The sequence below is a fragment of the Flavobacterium sp. 21.1 genome, assembly GCF_057801535.1.
On the sequence record NZ_JBYNXA010000001.1, the window covers coordinates 14,414 to 29,766 of the forward strand.

The 15,353-nt window shown below is 35.4% G+C and carries 9 protein-coding genes; 4 read left to right on the plus strand and 5 right to left on the minus strand.

The features are described from left to right. Positions 1–354: 354 nt before the first annotated feature. Together AC3E9U_RS00070 and AC3E9U_RS00075 are read left to right on the plus strand one after the other, a co-directional pair. A complete protein-coding gene (locus AC3E9U_RS00070) occupies positions 355–3,255 on the plus strand; it encodes a T9SS type A sorting domain-containing protein (RefSeq protein WP_488744863.1) in 2,901 nt (966 codons plus the stop codon). A 153-nt stretch (positions 3,256–3,408) separates the two neighbouring features. After that, positions 3,409–6,438: a DUF7619 domain-containing protein gene (locus AC3E9U_RS00075; RefSeq protein WP_488744864.1), complete on the plus strand. Its 3,030-nt coding sequence runs from the start codon at positions 3,409–3,411 to the stop codon at positions 6,436–6,438. A gap of 52 nt (positions 6,439–6,490) precedes the next feature. Here AC3E9U_RS00075 and AC3E9U_RS00080 read toward each other — a convergent pair whose 3' ends face one another. Then, the gene (locus AC3E9U_RS00080; protein WP_488744865.1) at positions 6,491–7,207 is read right to left on the minus strand and encodes a hypothetical protein; all 717 of its coding nucleotides are present in this window, start codon (positions 7,205–7,207) and stop codon (positions 6,491–6,493) included. 135 nt (positions 7,208–7,342) lie between these two features. Next, the gene (pheT, locus tag AC3E9U_RS00085) at positions 7,343–9,772 is read right to left on the minus strand and encodes a phenylalanine--tRNA ligase subunit beta (protein WP_488744866.1); all 2,430 of its coding nucleotides are present in this window, start codon (positions 9,770–9,772) and stop codon (positions 7,343–7,345) included. A 134-nt stretch (positions 9,773–9,906) separates the two neighbouring features. Here pheT and AC3E9U_RS00090 point away from each other — a divergent pair, with 134 nt between their 5' ends. Both AC3E9U_RS00090 and AC3E9U_RS00095 read left to right on the plus strand, forming a co-directional pair. Next, positions 9,907–12,372, plus strand: coding sequence for an AsmA family protein (locus AC3E9U_RS00090; protein ID WP_488744867.1), 2,466 nt, complete (start codon positions 9,907–9,909; stop codon positions 12,370–12,372). 66 nt (positions 12,373–12,438) lie between these two features. Further along, positions 12,439–13,506: a ligand-binding sensor domain-containing protein gene (locus AC3E9U_RS00095; RefSeq protein WP_488744868.1), complete on the plus strand. Its 1,068-nt coding sequence runs from the start codon at positions 12,439–12,441 to the stop codon at positions 13,504–13,506. Positions 13,507–13,518: 12 nt separating this feature from the next. Here AC3E9U_RS00095 and AC3E9U_RS00100 read toward each other — a convergent pair whose 3' ends face one another. The 3 genes from AC3E9U_RS00100 to AC3E9U_RS00110 are packed head-to-tail and all read right to left on the minus strand — an operon-like array spanning position 13,519 to position 15,314. Next, the gene (locus tag AC3E9U_RS00100) at positions 13,519–14,046 is read right to left on the minus strand and encodes a hypothetical protein (RefSeq protein ID WP_488744869.1); all 528 of its coding nucleotides are present in this window, start codon (positions 14,044–14,046) and stop codon (positions 13,519–13,521) included. Positions 14,047–14,079: 33 nt separating this feature from the next. Beyond that, on the minus strand, positions 14,080–14,643 hold the full coding sequence (locus AC3E9U_RS00105) for a DUF4256 domain-containing protein (RefSeq protein WP_488744870.1): 564 nt from the start codon (positions 14,641–14,643) through the stop codon (positions 14,080–14,082). A gap of 41 nt (positions 14,644–14,684) precedes the next feature. Beyond that, a complete protein-coding gene (locus AC3E9U_RS00110; protein WP_488744871.1) occupies positions 14,685–15,314 on the minus strand; it encodes an NAD(P)-dependent oxidoreductase in 630 nt (209 codons plus the stop codon). Positions 15,315–15,353: the final 39 nt, after the last annotated feature.

A 15,353-nucleotide genomic window follows, 5' to 3' on the forward strand; every position in this document is an offset into this window, starting at 1 on the left:
GCCAGTTTTAATACGTAGGGTGACGTATTAAAATACGTTGAGAACCACTTTTAATACGTTGGGTAACGTATTAAAATAGGTCAGGAACAACTTTTAATACGTAGGGTGACGTATTAAAATATGTCAGGAACCAGTTTTAATACGTTGGGTGACGTATTAAAGTATGTCAGGAACCAGTTTTAATACGTTGGGTGACGTATTAAAGTATGTTAGGAACGCCATTTATTACACAGAGGAATAAGTTGTAATTTCCTTACATGAATTGGTTTTATTTTGGAAATATCACAAAAATTCGTAAGAAAAATACTTTTTAAGTCTTTTCTTTCAATAATTTTACGTGACTAAATTACTTTTATGAAAAATCTATATTCTTTTCTTCTGCTGTTTTGCTTTATAGGATTTTCTCAGGCACAGATTATTAACTTTCCGGATGCTAATTTTAAGGCGAAACTATTAGAAGCAAGTCCTTCTAATATTATTGCCAAGAATTTAAGCGGAAATTATTTTAAAATCGATGCCAACAATGATGGAGAAATTCAGGTAAGTGAGGCTTTAAACGTAAAAGATTTGTATATAATCAATACACAAGCAACCTCTTTTGAAGGTATTTTAAGCTTTAGTAATATCGCTTCGCTAAATTGTGTTCAAAATAACTTGACTTCACTGAACTTAAACGGACTGTTAAATCTTCAATCGGTTACCTGTTACAGCAATCCATTAGTAACATTAGATGTTTCAGGTGTTACAAATTTAAAATATTTAAATTGCTGTCAAAGTCAATTGACATCTTTAAATGTATCAGGTTTATTGCAATTACAAAATTTAATTTGTAATAATAATCGGCTGGGTTCTGTTAACATCAGCGGTTTAAGCAGCCTTCAAAATTTAGAATGCCAGAGCAATCAATTGTTGAATTTAAATGTCAGTGGATTGTTAAATTTAAAGTATATCCAGTGTTATCAAAATCAATTGACAACTTTAAATGTTGGTGGTTTGTTTAATCTGGAAAGACTTGAATGTTTTAATAATAGTTTATCAACATTATCACTTAAAGGAGCAACGAATTTAAAATATTTAAATTGTTCTGGAAATGTACTACCTACCATAGATGTTAGTGGTTTGGCAAATTTGACTGATTTCTATATTAGTGGTAATTTGCTTGTAAATATTAATACAGCTGATTTAATTAATCTTAAATATTTTGTTTGTAGTGAAAATCAATTGACATCATTGAATCTTACTAATAATACTTTGTTACTAAGACTAGCTTGTGGTCTTAATCAAATTTCAAACCTAAATTTGACTACTAATACTTTACTGAAAATTTTATCTTTTGAAAATAATAATATTAGTTCCATCAATTTAAATACAAATACCCAATTAGAAGAATTAAACTGTAGTTACAATGATTTAGTGATTCTTAATCTTACCAACAATGTTCTTTTAAATAGTGTAAATTGTTCGGACAATCAATTAACATTCTTAGATGTAAGTCAGAATTCCTTATTGGACACGTTGAATTGTGGATTTAATTTTTTAACAAACATTGATGTTAGCAATAGTGTAGTTTTAGATATTTTTTCTTTTTCAAATAATTTAATAAGTAATATAGATTTGTCTGAAAACATCAATTTGAGGTATCTTACATGTGGAAATAATCAGCTTTCTACCCTTAATTTAAATTCTAATAATAGACTGAACTTTTTAGATTGCAGTAATAATCAGCTTAGCTCTCTATATATAAAAAATTCAAGAAATGAAGAATTGCAATTTTCAGACAATCCGAATTTGCAGTATATCTGTGCTGATGAAAGCCAGTTTACTTCTATTCAAAATTTGATAATTCAGTATGGTTATACCAATTGTAATTTAAACTCTTATTGTTCCTTTGTTCCAGGGGGGACTTTTTACACTATTCAGGGAAATAATAAATTTGATGCTACGAACAATGGTTGCGACGCTTTCGATTCAGATTTTCCAAATTTAAAATTCAACATTACAGACGGCACAAATTCAGAAAGTATGATTTCAAATACTACTGGAAATTATTCAATCCCGGTTCAGGCAGGAACTCACACTATTACTCCTGTATTTGAAAATCCAACCTATTTTAGTGTTTCGCCATCAACTGTCACTGTCTCTTTTCCAACACAATTAAGTCCATTTAATCAATTTTTCTGCGTATCTGCAAATGGGGTTCATCCTGATTTAGAGGTTTCTATATTGCCAGCTAATTCTGCAATACCTGGATCGGATGCTTTATATAGAATAATTTACAGAAACAAAGGTAATCAAGCTCAAACAGGCTCGGTTAACTTAACGTTTAATGATGCAGTTTTGGATCTTGTTTCAGCAAATCCTGTTGTGTCAAACCAAGCCGTTAATAATTTATCTTGGAATTTTATCAATTTACAACTCTTTGAGACCAAGGTAATCGCTTTAACGTTAAACTTAAACTCTCCAATGGAATCACCGGCGGTAAATAGCGGAGATATTTTAAACTATACTGCTACAATTACTTCTGCAGCTACTGATGAAACACCGACTGATAATATATTTGCGTTTAATCAAACTGTAGTCAACTCGTACGATCCAAACGACAAAACCTGTCTGGAAGGCGCAACAATTGCACCAAGTGAAGTAGGGAAGTACGTGCATTACATGATCCGATTTGAAAATAATGGTACTGCCAATGCACAAAACATCGTGGTAAAAGACATGATCGATACGAACAAGTTTGATATCAATTCTTTAGTGCCGATTAAAGGAAGCCATTCATTTGTAACCAATATAACTTCAGGCAATAAAGTGGAATTCATTTTCGAGAACATCAATTTACCTTTTGATAATGCCAATAACGATGGGTATGTAGCGTTTAAAATCAAAACGAAACCAACATTAACGGCAGGAAATACATTCAGCAATTCAGCGAGTATCTATTTCGATTATAACTTCCCGATTGTAACCAATACCGCTACAACTACCATTGCTGCGTTGAGCAATCAGGATTTTAGTTTCTCAAGCTATTTTATGCTGTACCCGAATCCGGTGAAAGACGTTTTAAACATAGAAACCAAGCAAACTATCGAATTAAGTTCCATCAATATCTATAATCAGTTGGGACAATTGGTATTGGTAATTCCCAATGCGAATCAAACAAAATCGGTTGATGTTTCTAATTTATCCTCAGGAAATTATTTCATCAAAATCAATTCGGATAAAGGAACATCAAATACCAAGTTTATCAAACAATAAGTTACAATTTTCATACTTTAAAAATCCCGATTGCAGTTTGTAGTCGGGATTTTTGTTTTCTCGACAATGTCCCTAATTCCAAGGTCAACGGACAGCACAATCGCAGGGTTTATCGGGCTATTTTAAGTAATTTTGCTTTTTAATTTATTGAATATGAGAAAGTTATACTATTTATTCGCCGCCCTTTTTACATGTTTATGTGTTTCATCACAAGTTGTTGTTTTCCCCGATGCGAATTTTAAAGCTAAATTACTGGAAGCAGATCCAAGTAATTCTATAGCCAAAGATCTAAGTGGGATTTTTTTTAAGATAGATGCCAATAACGATTCCGAGATTCAAATCTCCGAAGCAATGCAAGTAAGTTATCTAGACGTTCAACACGATTTCTCCTCCCCATCCAACCCATTTATAACTTCTTTGGAAGGGATTCTGAGTTTTACCAATCTGCAGGAATTAAATTGCGCAAATAATCAGTTAATCTCTTTAAATCTAAATGGTTTAGCGAGCCTTATTAAATTAGATTGTTCATTAAATCAGTTAGCATCGATCAATCTCACAGGTTTAACAAATTTGCAAGAGTTAATTACTGCCGGAACAGGGAATCAGTTCGGCGGTTCATTAAATGTGAGCGGTTTGAACAATTTAAGGATTTTGATATGTCTATTTAATGGATTATCAAGCTTAAATGTAAGCGGTTTGACCAATCTGCAAACATTAAATTGCCGACTCAATAATCTGCCAACGCTGAATGTTAGCACTTTGACCAATCTCGAATCGTTGGTTTGCTCAGGAAATTCAGTACTTTCCGCCGTTGATGTGACCGGATTAACCCATTTACAGGAATTGGATTGCTCAGATAACGTGGGATTACAACAAATCCATTGTTCGCAAAATCAGTTGACGTCCTTAAATTTAAACGGTTTGCCTAGTCTTGTCACTCTGGAAATTACAAATAATCTTCTGACTACCCTAAATGTAAATGCGATATCCAGTCTTCAGAATCTGAACTGTTCGGGTAATCAATTAACGTCTCTATATATCAAAAACGGGGTCAATGAAGGAAATTTGGAATTTGCTGATAATCCGGGTCTGACCTATATTTGTGCAGATGCTTCACAGATTGCCAGTGTTCAGGCACAGGCAACTTCTTACGGTTACGTCACTTGCGTAGTTGATGCGCTTTGTACGTCTGGTAATCCCGATGTTGTTGCCATACCCGATGCCAGTTTTAAAGCAACGCTATTAGCATCCAATGCCTCAAATCTGATTGCTAAAAATCTGGCCGGCGAGTATTTTGCCATCGACGCAAACAACGATGCCGAAATTCAACAATCCGAAGCAGAACAGGTAAGTTCTTTAGATGTAAAACTTTCCGGTATTGCTTCTCTGGACGGTATCTTAAGTTTCACTAATTTACAATCCCTGAATTGCAGAGGAAATCTGTTGTCTGTATTAAATATCGGCGGTTTAACAAATCTTCAGAAACTGCGTTGTTCCAATAATTTCTTAACATCTTTAGATTTAAACGGAATCACCAATCTGCGCGAACTACATTGTTCCAATAATCAATTAACAGCATTAAATGCAGCAGATTTTCCAAATCTGGAGGTTCTGCACATTGAAAACAATTTACTGACTACATTCGATGCTAACAGCCTGCATAATTTAACGGTGCTACATGTTTCGGGCAATCAGCTAACCTCGCTGTTTATTAAAAATGGCAGTGCCGAAGAACTGGAAGTTTTTGGTAACACCGGACTTGCATTTATTTGTGTCGACGATTTTCAGTTATCAGATGTTGAGATGGCAGTCAACATGAGTGATATTGCCAATTGTAACATAAACAGTTATTGTTCATTCGTCCCTGGTGGTACAGTTTATACCATTCATGGAAATAACAAAATTGATTTCAATGCCAACGGCTGTGACGCAGCAGATATGGAACTTGCCAATCCCAAATTTTCAATTGCAAATAGTGCAACGACCAATACAATCATTGGTGACGCTTCAGGGGAGTATAATCTTTCATTAGAAGCAGGGACGTATACAATCACTCCGGTTTTAGAAAATCCGGCTTACTTCAATGTATCACCATCAGCAGTAACCTTTACATTTCCGGCGCAGTCAAGTCCGTTTAACATACCATTCTGCTATACGCCAAATGGTATCCATCATGATCTGGAAGTTTCAATGATTCCTACATCTGCAGCGGTTCCCGGTTTTTCTGCCCAATATATCGTTCTTTTTAAAAATAAGGGAAATTATACGCAATCCGGAACGGTTACCATATTTTTTGACGAAACATCAAATATAGGCAGTATGCCATTGAACTTTACGGATTTGAAACCGCTTGAAAGCAGAGCAATATACCTCTCAACAGGAATTAATTCTCCAACGGATACACCTCCGGTAAATGCCGGCGATGTGTTGAATTACCTGGTAACCATCTCTTCACCAATGGTTGATGAAACTCCTGAAGATAATACTTTTGAATTAAATCAGACAGTGGTTAATTCAATGGATCCAAATGATAAAATCTGTCTGGAAGGCGCAACGATTTCCCCGGACAAAGTAGGGGATTATGTCCATTACATGATCCGTTTCGAAAATACCGGGACTTATCAGGCTCAGAATATTGTGGTGAAAGATATGATTGATACGGCAAAATTCGATGTAAGCTCTTTGGTTCCGGTAAAAGGAAGTCATGATTTTTATACGAGCATCAAGGAAAATAAAGTGGAATTCATCTTCGAAAACGTTAACCTTCCTTTTGATGATGCCAATAATGATGGGTATGTTGTTTTTAAAATCAAAACGAAACCTACGCTGACTAACGGAGATACGTTCAGTAATTCAGCCAGTATATACTTTGATTATAATTTCCCGATCGTAACCAATACGGCAACAACAACCATTGAGGCGCTAAAAGCTCAGGATTTCAGCTTTTCGGATTATTTTATCGTATATCCAAATCCGGTGAAAGATGTTTTGAATATTGAAACCTATCAGAAAATCAAATTGAATTCTGTAAGTATCTACAATCAATTGGGACAATTGGTGTTGGTGGTTCCGAATGCGGAGGATATTTCAAAAGTGGATGTTTCTACTCTGTCTTCCGGAAATTATTTCATCAAGGTCAATTCGGATAAAGGAACATCGAATACGAAGTTTATCAAACAGTAACTTAGATTTTTTATATTTTAAAATCCCGATTGCAGGTTGTGGTCGGGATTTTTTATCCGCCAAAATTGCTGTTCCAAATGGCGGAATTGAAGTTTTTTCCTCTCCAGACGAAAAGGTAAATTGCGATTGCGCACCAATACTTAAATATGAAGAGAAAAGAAATCAATCGCATGGTAGAAGTTTCCGCTTTACCGTAAAAGTTCTCCGGTACCATAAAGCAACAGATCAAACTAATCAGTAGAATCGTAAATAGCAATGTTCCTAAATTTCTAAAAGGCAATACGAGCCATTTTCTCATGGGTTGTAAATCATCGCCCCATTTATGGATCAGATAGTAATAGTCGTTTCCGATGGGAGCAAATAAAATCGGGTCGTTGTATTTCTTCAACTGAAAGACTTTAGATGGTGCCATTAATTTAAAGCCACTCAATTGGGTGTCATGCGCTTTTTCAAGATATTTGATTTTGGTCACCACTTCTTCCGGAAACGGAATTTTATACAATTCACTGTCTAAAAATCGCAAGCGGTAATCAATGCAGGTTGCTTTTATCTGATCAATGTGGAAAATATTCTCAGTTTCCAAAAGGTCAAAAACGAAATCATTCTCTGAAGTAGGCGAGTGGGATTTTAATCGTTTTCGGATCGATTGGCGCAGTAGTTCCTCTTTAGCCAAAATCTCCCTTACAGATGCAATCTGATCTGCAATTTCACCTGATTGTTTTCTGCTTAAAATCAGTTTTTCATGAATATTTGTTCTTTTGAGTAACATCTCATGATTGTTTCAAAACTTACTCTAAGTTAGGGATTTATGAGTTGATAATCAAGTCGTTGCGATAATTTTAAGAAACAAAAAATCCTGTAAAACAATGTCTTACAGGATTTTGAAGTATTTTGATAGTAATGATTATCGTAAGGTTGCGCCAACTTCTTTTTCGAAATTCTGCTGCAGTTTACTCATGATTTTATCGATTTGAGCATCCGTAAGCGTTTTTGAAGTGTCCTGAAGCGTGAAACTCACCGCATAGGATTTCTTTCCTTCAGGTAGTTTGTTTCCTTCATAAACGTCGAATAAATTCACATCTTTCAACAATCCTTTTTCGGTTTGTTTTGCAATGGAATAGATTTGTTCGAACTGAACGTTACTGTCGATCAACAAAGCCAAATCTCTTCGTACTTCAGGGTATTTCGGAATTTCAACAAATTTGATTTTGTTCGAAACAAGTTTTAAAACTTCACCCCAGTTGAAATCGGCAAATAAAACTTCCTGTTTGATGTCGAAGTGTTTTAAAATCGATTTTTTAACGGTTCCGAATTCAACAATCGTTTCTTTACCCACCGTAAGCGCAATACCTTCTGCAAAAACATCATTTTCTAAAGGCTGCGTCGTAGTTTTTTCAATTCCCAAACGGGACAATATTGCTGTTATATATCCTTTGAAAAGGAAGAAATCAGATGGTTTTTCAGCGGTTGTCCAGCTCTCCATCAAACGGTTTCCGGTTACGAACAAAGTCAAATGCTTTATTTCTGTGTAACCCGAAGGCATTTTATGATACGATTTTCCGAATTCAAATAATTTAAGATCCGATTTTCTTCTGTTGATATTATAAGAAACTGCTTCTAAACCACTGAATAACAACGACTGGCGCATAGCAGACAAATCATTGCTCAACGGATTCAGCATCATCACATTAAACTCTTCTCTCAATTTCTCAGATAAACTAACGTACTGAGGAGATGTCAGCGAGTTCGCCATCATTTCATTGAATCCCTGTGACGCTAATTGATTTGCGATTACATTTTGTACTTTATAATCTTCAGTACGTGATGAATTCGAAATTGAAGCATTCAACTTAGTTGTAAAGTTGATGTTATTGTAGCCGTAAACGCGCAAAATTTCTTCAATTACGTCGATTTCACGTTGTACATCCACACGGTAAGCAGGTACTGTCAATCCTAAACCGGCGTCAGAAACACTGTTTACCTTGATATCTAAAGAAACTAATATTTTCTTGATGGTTTCTTTCGGAATTTCCTGTCCGATAATTTTATTTACATTCGCAAAATTCAGCACTATAGGGAAATCCTCAATTTTTTTCTGATAAATATCTATAGGGTCCGACGTGATTTCACCACCTGCAACTTCCTGAATTAAAAGAGCAGCACGTTTCATCGCATATTCCGTAATGGTAGGATCGATTCCTCTCTCGAAACGGAAAGAAGCATCTGTGCTTAATGTATGTCTTTTAGCAGTTTTTCTAATCGAAACCGGATTGAAATAGGCACTTTCAAGGAAAATTGCTGTTGTGTTTTCAGTAACGCCAGAATTTTTTCCTCCAAAAACACCTGCAATGCACATTGGTCCGCTTTCGTCACAAATCATCAAATCTTCTTCGTGAAGAATTCTTTCAACTTCATCAAGAGTGGTGAATTTTGTGCCGGCGGGAAGTGTTTTTACAATCACTTTATTTCCTCTGATTTTAGCAGCGTCAAAAGCGTGCAACGGTTGTCCCAATTCATGCAAAACATAATTGGTAACATCAACAACGTTATTTTTCGGAGCCAATCCGATGGCTTTTAAACGGTTTTGTAACCAAGACGGAGACGGTTTAACCGTAATTCCGGAAATGGTAACTCCGCAATATCTCGGAGCCAGTTTTGTATCCTCAACTTTTATGTCAATTTTCAGTGTACGCTTTTCAACTTTAAATTTACTTACAGAAGGCGTCATCAGTTCAGAATGATTAATTCCTTTCTGGACTAATCCTGCACGCAAATCTCTGGCAACACCTAAGTGGCTCATTGCATCGGCACGGTTTGGTGTCAATCCGATTTCAAAAACCTCATCCGTTTCGATATTGAAAACTTTAGAAGCAGGAGTTCCCGGCACAAGATTTTCTGCAAGAATCATAATCCCGTCATGCGATTCGCCAAGACCTAATTCGTCTTCGGCACAAATCATTCCGTGACTTTCTTCTCCGCGGATTTTTCCTTTTTTGATTTCAAAAGCGTTTCCTTCCTGGTCATACAATTTTGTTCCGATAGTCGCCACCGGGACTTTCTGTCCTGCAGCTACATTCGGCGCACCACATACAATCTGAACCGGCGGATTTCCATCGCCCAGATCAACAGTGGTAATTCTTAATTTATCTGCATTCGGATGTGGGATGCATGTCAGCACGTGACCAACCACAACACCTTCCAGTCCGCCTTTAAGGCTTTCGTATTTGTCTACACTTTCCACTTCCAGACCTAAGTCAGTAAGAAGTGCAGAAGTATCTTCCGAGTTCCAGTCTAATTTTATGAATTGTTTTAACCAATTGTAGGATATGCGCATTTCTGTATCGTTTTTATAAGGTTGCAAAGATAGTAATTGTCTGCTATTTTTTGCTACAAAATGAAAGGCAATTATCCCTAAAATTAAAGCTTTATGACTCAATTAATTCTTAAATTTGTGTAAACACTTACATTTTGGAAACAAAAGAAGGTTTATATAGTAAGATTAAAAGGAATAAGGTTCTTTTTATGCTGCTAAAAGGGTTTGGCGTACTGCTACTTTTGTTTTCTCTGGCCTACTTAGGATTAGACATTTATCTTTCCGCTAATGAAGATAAAATCAAAAGCAATCTTACCAAATTAATCAATGAGAAGAGTAGTGGAGAAATGAAAATAGGAGATTTGGAAGTGTCTTTATTTCAGGGATTTCCAAGCTTAACCATTCAAATCAAAGATGTAATTGTAAAAGACAGCTTGTGGGATGTTCATAAAAGAACACTTGTCAAAGCAGATAATGTTTATGCGAAAGTTTCACCTTGGGCGATCTTGACGAAAACAATTTTGGTGGATAATCTGACCATTAAAAATGCGGTTATTGATATTTATGTTGATGAAAATGGATACAGCAATGTGTCTGTTTTTACGGATTTCAAGAAAGAGATAAAGGAGGAGGAAAAGGAAAAATCAGCTTTAGAAGTAAATATTGATGAAATTGACTTTAAAGAAGTTGCATTCATTTCTGAGAATCAAATCAAGAAGAAAAATTTCAATTTCAAAACATCGGATCTGGAGATGCAGATTTCCCGTAATGACATAGGGTGGGAAGCAACCGTTGATTTGGAAACCTTTGTAAACAGTATGACATTTAATACCGTAAAAGGCAGTTATGCTGAAAAGAAAATCATTAAAGGGAATATAGGTATTGTTTACAACAGTGAAAAAAAACAAATAGGCGCTTATTCAAAGGAACTTATTATCGGCGGAAATCCTTTCGAAGTTAAAGCTACGTTTGGAACTTCCAAGACCAATTCGCTTTTCAAAATAACGCTTTTTTGTCCGTCGATTCAATGGAGAGAAGCTTCATCTTTGTTGGCTAACAATGTCAGAACAAAATTGGATAAATTCAATTTATCAGAGCCTTTTGATGTGCGATGTACTCTTAAAGGCAATCTTAAAGTAAGAGGAAATCCTTCCATTCATGTGGTTGCTAACATGAAAAACAATAAGCTGATTACAAAAAATGAAGTCATTGACAATTGTAGTTTTAAAGGGGAATTTATCAACCACTATGTGAAGACCGGAATCTTCGGTGATCCTAATTCGGCTGTGTTTCTGCACGATTTTAAGGGAAATTACAAAGGAATCCCATTTACTACAAAGGACATGATGATCTTCAATCTGAAAAAACCAACAGCTTCCGGATCCGTAAAGACCAATTTTGATGCAGTGGCATTAAACGGCGTATTTTCAAAGGACCTGTTTAAGTTTACAAGCGGGAAAGCGGATTTTTCCGTTAAGTTTAAAGCGGATGTGGTTGATTTAAGAATTTCCAAGCCTTTTATTGTGGGAAATGTAAATGTTTCTGATGCCAATTTTAATTATGGTCATAAAGTCAATATCAGTGACTGCAATATAAAAATGGAATTCACTCAGGATAAGCTCGATATCAAAGATTTTGGTTTTAAAACTCAGAACAGCGAGTTCCACATGAAAGGCTCTGCCGGCCATTTCATGAATTTGTATTATGATAACCCTGAAGAAATTGTTTTGAATCTGGATATCAATTGTCCTTTAATTGATTTATCTGAGTTTAATTTTATGCTAAAGCAGAATAAGCAGGGAACAGCAAAGAAAACAGTAAAAACAAGGAGCCGATCCGATTTCTTGGAGAAAGCAATTTATAAAAGCAATCTGGATCTTAATCTGAATATAGATAAACTGACGTACAAAAAATTTACGGCAACGAATGCGATTGCTAAGATTAAAACGTCCAGTGACAATATAAACATCGAGAAAGTGGCTATTCGCAAAGGAAATGGGACTATCAACCTAAACGGAATAATTGATCGCACCGGTAAAAATGATGATTTTAATCTGACTGTGAACGTATCGAAATTGGATATCAGGGATTTGCTGTATTCATTTGATAATTTCGGATCATCTACGATTAACTATAAAAACATCACCGGCATCATTGATCTTAACACCAATCTTAATGGTATCCTCACAGATAAAGGAGGCATAGCAAGAAATTCATTGAACGGAAATCTTAATTTCATATTGAAGAACGGTGCCTTTATCAATTTCAAGCCCATTGAGAATGTAGGGCAAAAAGTATTTCCAAAGCGAAATTTCAAAAAAGTAACTTTTGAGAATTTAAATGGTAATTTTAAAATCAGTAACAGAAAGGTTTACATTAGTCCGATGAAAGTCAACACCAGTGTTTTAAATTTTGATCTGAGCGGAGTTTATGCTCTTGAAACAGGCACGAATCTTTTGGTAGATGTTTATTTGCGTGACCCTCAAAAAGACAAGAATGATAAGAAGCCTAAATTTATGAAAAAGAAAAGGAGGGAAGAAGGTTTATCAGTACATTTAATGGCTATTGACGGTCCGGATGGAAAAGTAAAAATGAAACTCCGAACCGTTAATCTTAAATAAATTATGTTAGTGAAACTAAATATTAAAGTAAAAGCAATTAACTATTTAAAAATTAAATTTATAGGAATGACTATAAAAATAATTTTATTTTCGGGTTTACTGACATTTATGACGACCTGTAAAGGTCAAAATCAAGAAGCACAAAGAACCAAAAACGAAGAGTATACTATTGGGAATGCTGTAACAAAACTTGGTAAAAATATCGACTACATTTTACAGGACGAGAAGGATAACTATTGGTTTGCAAGTAATGGTGAAGGTGTATTTCTATTTACCGATAAGCGTAAAAACCTGTTTCATATCGATAACAAAGAGGGTTTCTGCAATGATTTCGTTTACAATATTCAGAAGGATAAAAATGGTAATTTATGGTTTTCGACGCGTGACGGCGTTTGTTATTTTGACGGAAGATCGTTTACCGATTTCACAGACGCTGTAAAGCAGGCACCTTTTGGAACTTTTCAATATAAGAAAGACGGTTTGTTCTTTAATCATCAAAACGGAATTTGTTACTATGACGGGACAACGTTTACTAATTTTGCATTTCATCCTGCTACCTATAAACCGGATCCAACCAATATGAACAGACCTTACAGTGTTTATTATACTTTTGTTGACAGATCCGGGATTGTATGGTTTGGAACACAGGAAAAAGGTGTTTGTCGTTATGACGGAAAATCATTTACTTTTCTAACTGAAGAAGGTTTAGATACGGCAGCCGTACGTACTATTTTTCAGGATAAACTTGGAAATATGTGGTTTGGTAATAATGGGGCAGGCTTGTTTCGTTATGATGGAAAAAAATTAACCAATTTTTCTAATGAGAAAGGCTTGGGCAATGCTGATTTTTTAAAAGACAAAAAAATAGTTGATAAACTTGGTACGATTGGACGGGTTTGGGCACTAAATGAAGATGAGGAAGGAAATCTTTGGATCGGAACGATAGACGCCGGACTATGGAAATATGACGGTACTAAGTTGACGAACTATACTACCAAAGACGGACTTACAGGTAATGCAATTTGGGGCATATTTAAAAACAACCAAGGAGAATTGCTGTTTGTGACGAACGGCGAAGCTATTTGCAAATTCAATGGGAAATCGTTTACGGAATTCTCATTTCCTGAAAAATAAATTCGCAGTTTATTAAAAGATTCCAGTCGTTTGCGAGCAAGGGTTTTTTATTGCTTCTTCCTTAGTTACACAAACAGGCGTATCTCTACATATCCAGAAATATTTACTTCCGTCAAAAAATAACCTTGGGAAACATTTTTCATTTCCTTCACATATAACGAAAAAATTCAGATTGGAATATTTATCTTCTTCAGTATCTTCATAATACAGTTGGTTGTTAGTGTTCTTTAGCCATTTTACGAAGGTCCTGTTAGAAGTTTTGGATTTTAATTCAAGATAATAATATCGGAAATTTTCCTGAGGATGATTTCCGAATCGGATATTGATCTCGTCGAAGTTTTTATCTTTACTATTGAGCATTTTGTTGATGGTATTCAGCAAAATGGTTTTATCTGCCCAAAAAACAACTTTATTCTCTTGCGATATTTCAGCAATCAATGTTTTGTTCTCTAATTTGAAATTATTTTCCTCTTTAGATTTTTGTGCGGAACTTTTCAACGAAAGAAACAGAATCAGAATGATAAGGAATTTTTGTTTCATAGATGCAAGTTAAATAATTAAACAATCAAATAATTACACCCTTAAAGAACCACGAAACCCTCTCGCAGCATAATACGATTCCGCACCATTGTGATAAAGGAAAACGGTATCATAACGGAAATCACAAAAAACGGCACCGCCAAGTTTTCGGATATTGGAAGGAGTTTTTACCCAACTGGATGTTTTTGTATCAAATTTTCCAAATTGTTGCAGTTCTCTGTATTGCTCTTCGGTTAAAATTTCAATACCCATGTCAGAGGCCACATCAAGGGCATTATTTGCAGGTTTGTGTTCTTTTCTCGAATTCCATGCGTCTCGGTCATAACAAAGACTCCTTCTTCCTTTAGGACTTTCAGCTGCGCAATCATAAAAAACATATTCACCGGTTTTCTCGTCAAAACCAACAACATCAGGTTCGCCACCGGTTTCTTCCATTTCATCGAGCGACCATAGTTTTTCAGCATTGGCTTCCAGTTTTGCCTGTACTTTATTCCATTCAAGACCTTCATGACGATTCATGTTTTTATCGAAACGGGTTTTCAGTATTTTGAATAGTTCCTCTTGATGTTCCTGCGATAATTGTTTTTTAGTTGCCATTGTAGTAACGTGTGATTTTGGTTAGAAAATAGAGAATGGGATTAATACATAATTCGGGGTTTCTTCATGCTATATTGATTATCTTCAGCCGCTGTCAGCATGAATTCGGCTAAATCATTTCGTGAAATCATAAAGAATGGTGAATTTGGGACAATAGATTCACCCACTTTATAGTTACCGGTATATTTTCCATTGGTTAACTTCGGAGCTCGAACAATTGTCCAGTCCAAATTGCTCCTGAGGATTATTTGCTCTTTAGCTTTATGATCTTCAATTACTTTCTGCAGAACAATCGGCATGATCCAATTTGCTATAAATCCTAGTCCTTTTTTATTTTCATCCACGCCAACGAAGGAGAGATAAACAAATCTTTTTACCGATTTTGATTCCATCGCTTTCACAATATTTGAAATACCATCGACGAGTTTTGGATCATTCTTAAAAGGAGATTTGGCTCCTAACACGCAAATAACCGCATCATGGCCCTCAACAGCTAATTCCACAGCGTTTTTATCAGTTACATCACCTTTAAAAATGGTTAAGTTGGGATGTTGCCAATGAAAATTCTCAGGCCTTCTGACAAAGGCAGTGACATTATGTCCTTTATCTAAAGCCTGTTGGGTCAGGGATAATCCTGTTAACCCCGATGCGCCAAAAAGTAATATTTTCATAATTTATGTTTTTTATGGAAGTACTACCTGAAAACAATT

Excerpts from the sequence above, each read along its gene's own strand:
- AC3E9U_RS00070 (WP_488744863.1), top strand. The coding sequence starts at position 355 with ATGAAAAATCTATATTCTTTTCTTCTGCTGTTTTGCTTTATAGGATTT.
- AC3E9U_RS00075 (WP_488744864.1), top strand. The coding sequence starts at position 3,409 with ATGAGAAAGTTATACTATTTATTCGCCGCCCTTTTTACATGTTTATGT.
- AC3E9U_RS00080 (WP_488744865.1), bottom strand. The coding sequence starts at position 7,207 with ATGTTACTCAAAAGAACAAATATTCATGAAAAACTGATTTTAAGCAGA.
- pheT (WP_488744866.1), bottom strand. The coding sequence starts at position 9,772 with ATGCGCATATCCTACAATTGGTTAAAACAATTCATAAAATTAGACTGG.
- AC3E9U_RS00095 (WP_488744868.1), top strand. The coding sequence starts at position 12,439 with ATGACTATAAAAATAATTTTATTTTCGGGTTTACTGACATTTATGACG.
- AC3E9U_RS00100 (WP_488744869.1), bottom strand. The coding sequence starts at position 14,046 with ATGAAACAAAAATTCCTTATCATTCTGATTCTGTTTCTTTCGTTGAAA.
- AC3E9U_RS00105 (WP_488744870.1), bottom strand. The coding sequence starts at position 14,643 with ATGGCAACTAAAAAACAATTATCGCAGGAACATCAAGAGGAACTATTC.
- AC3E9U_RS00110 (WP_488744871.1), bottom strand. The coding sequence starts at position 15,314 with ATGAAAATATTACTTTTTGGCGCATCGGGGTTAACAGGATTATCCCTG.